Origin of the sequence: Pseudomonas sp. Nvir, from assembly GCF_963778085.1 — a bacterium.
Classification (GTDB): domain Bacteria; phylum Pseudomonadota; class Gammaproteobacteria; order Pseudomonadales; family Pseudomonadaceae; genus Aquipseudomonas; species Aquipseudomonas juntendi.
In genome coordinates, this window is the sequence record NZ_CAVZVN010000006.1 from 1 (window position 1) to 2,852 (window position 2,852).

2 protein-coding genes are annotated in these 2,852 nt (G+C 59.4%); both read right to left on the reverse strand.

Annotated features, from left to right (window positions below; genetic code table 11):
* On the reverse strand, positions 1-2,452 hold a 2,452-nt coding region (gene carB / locus AACG97_RS00070), incomplete at its 3' end, for a carbamoyl-phosphate synthase large subunit (protein ID WP_338463212.1).
* 17 nt (positions 2,453-2,469) lie between these two features.
* A partial coding sequence (locus AACG97_RS00075) for a glutamine amidotransferase-related protein (protein WP_445261807.1) occupies positions 2,470-2,852 on the reverse strand: 383 nt, incomplete at its 5' end.

Below are 2,852 nucleotides of genomic sequence, written 5' to 3' on the forward strand. Positions count from 1 at the left end.
AAGCCAGCTTCTGCACCTGCTCGCGCATCACATCCTGAATTTCCTGGCTCAGCGTATACGCTGGCAGGGAACAGGCTGAGTCGCCGGAGTGTACGCCCGCCTGCTCGATATGCTCCATGATGCCGCCAATCAGCACCATTTCGCCGTCGCAGATGGCATCGACATCCACTTCAATCGCGTCGTCGAGGAAGCGATCCAGCAGTACCGGTGCATCGTTGGAGACGCTAACCGCGGTCTGGAAGTAGCGGCGCAGATCCTGCTCGTCGTAAACAATTTCCATCGCCCGGCCGCCGAGCACGTAAGACGGACGAACCACCAGCGGGTAGCCAATCTCTTTCGCTCTCTCTACCGCCTGCTCAATGGCAGTGACGGTGGCGTTCGCCGGCTGCTTCAGCTTCAGACGGTCAACCGCATGCTGGAAGCGTTCACGGTCTTCCGCGCGGTCGATAGCGTCCGGGCTGGTGCCGATAACCGGTACGCCTGCGGCTTCCAGGGCGCGCGCCAGCTTCAGCGGCGTCTGGCCGCCGTACTGGACGATAACGCCCTTCGGCTTCTCGATGCGCACGATTTCCAGCACGTCTTCCAGGGTCACCGGCTCGAAGTACAGACGGTCGGAGGTGTCATAGTCGGTAGACACGGTTTCCGGGTTACAGTTGACCATGATGGTCTCGTAACCGTCTTCGCGCAGCGCCAGAGAGGCGTGTACGCAGCAGTAGTCAAATTCGATACCCTGGCCGATACGGTTCGGGCCGCCGCCGAGGACCATGATTTTATCGCGGTCAACGGACGGGTTGGACTCACACTCTTCTTCATAAGTGGAGTACATGTAGGCGGTATCGGTGGCGAATTCGGCGGCGCAGGTGTCCACGCGCTTGTAGACCGGATGCAGGTCATACTGGTCGCGCAGCTTGCGAATTTCCGCTTCCCGCACGCCCGCCAGTTTCGCCAGACGCGCATCGGCAAAGCCTTTACGCTTCAGGGTACGCAGGAAGTCGGCGTCGAGGCCGTTGATGCCCACTTCCACCACTTTCTCTTCCAGACGCACCAGCTCTTCAATCTGCACCAGGAACCAGCGGTCGATATTGGTCAGGTTGAAGACGCCGTCTACCGAGAGGCCGGCGCGGAAGGCATCCGCGATGTACCAGATACGCTCGGCGCCAGCGTCTTTCAGCTCGCGGCGAATTTTAGTCAGCGCTTCCGGGTCGTCGAGGCTCACTTTCGGGTCGAAGCCGGTGGCGCCCACTTCCAGGCCGCGCAGCGCTTTCTGCAGCGATTCCTGCTGGGTGCGGCCAATGGCCATCACTTCGCCGACGGATTTCATCTGGGTGGTCAGACGGTCGTTCGCGCCAGCGAATTTTTCGAAGTTGAAGCGTGGAATTTTGGTGACCACGTAGTCGATGGACGGCTCGAAGGAAGCCGGAGTGCGGCCGCCGGTGATGTCGTTCATCAGCTCGTCAAGGGTGTAGCCCACTGCCAGCTTGGCCGCCACTTTAGCAATCGGGAAGCCGGTGGCTTTCGAGGCCAGCGCCGAAGAGCGGGAGACGCGCGGGTTCATTTCGATAACGATCAGGCGACCGTCTTTCGGGTTCACCGAGAACTGCACGTTAGAGCCGCCGGTTTCCACACCGATTTCACGCAGGACCGCCATCGAGGCGTTACGCATGATTTGGTATTCTTTGTCGGTCAGGGTCTGCGCCGGGGCAACGGTGATGGAGTCGCCGGTATGGATCCCCATGGCATCGAAGTTTTCAATCGAGCAGACGATGATGCAGTTGTCGTTCTTATCGCGCACCACTTCCATCTCGTACTCTTTCCAGCCGATCAGCGATTCATCGATCAGCAGTTCGTTGGTCGGAGAGAGATCCAGGCCGCGTTCGCAGATTTCTTCGAACTCTTCGCGGTTATAGGCGATACCGCCGCCGGTGCCGCCCATGGTGAAGGACGGACGGATGATGCACGGGAAGCCAACGTCGGCGGCAACCGCCAGCGCTTCTTCCATGGTGTGGGCGATGCCGGAGCGCGCGGTGTCGAGGCCGATTTTCTTCATCGCCACGTCGAAGCGACGACGGTCTTCCGCTTTATCAATCGCGTCGGCAGTGGCGCCGATCATGGTCACGCCGAACTCTGCCAGCACGCCCTGACGTTCCAGCTCCAGCGCACAGTTCAGCGCCGTCTGGCCGCCCATGGTCGGCAGCACCGCATCCGGGCGCTCTTTTTCGATAATTTTACGTACCACTTCCCAGTGAATCGGCTCGATGTAGGTCGCATCGGCCATTTCCGGGTCGGTCATGATGGTCGCCGGGTTGGAGTTCACCAGGATAACGCGGTAGCCCTCTTCTCGCAGGGCTTTACAGGCCTGCGCGCCGGAGTAGTCAAACTCACACGCCTGACCGATAACAATCGGGCCCGCGCCCAGAATCAGGATACTTTTTATGTCTGTACGTTTTGGCATTGCTCTTTTACTCCTGATTATTTCGCGGACTGACGGTAGAGCTCAATTAACTCGATAAAGTGGTCGAACAGCGGCGCGGCATCATGCGGCCCCGGGCTCGCTTCAGGGTGCCCCTGGAAGCTAAACGCCGGTTTGTCGGTACGATGAATGCCCTGCAGGGTGCCGTCGAACAGCGACTTGTGGGTCACGCGCAGGTTGGCCGGCAAGGTGGCTTCGTCAACCGCAAAACCGTGGTTCTGCGCGGTGATCATCACCACATTGTTATCAATATCTTTCACCGGATGGTTGCCGCCGTGGTGGCCGAACTTCATCTTAATGGTCTTCGCACCGCTCGCCAGCGCCAGCAGCTGATGGCCAAGGCAGATACCGAATACCGGAATATCGGTCTCAAGGAATTTTT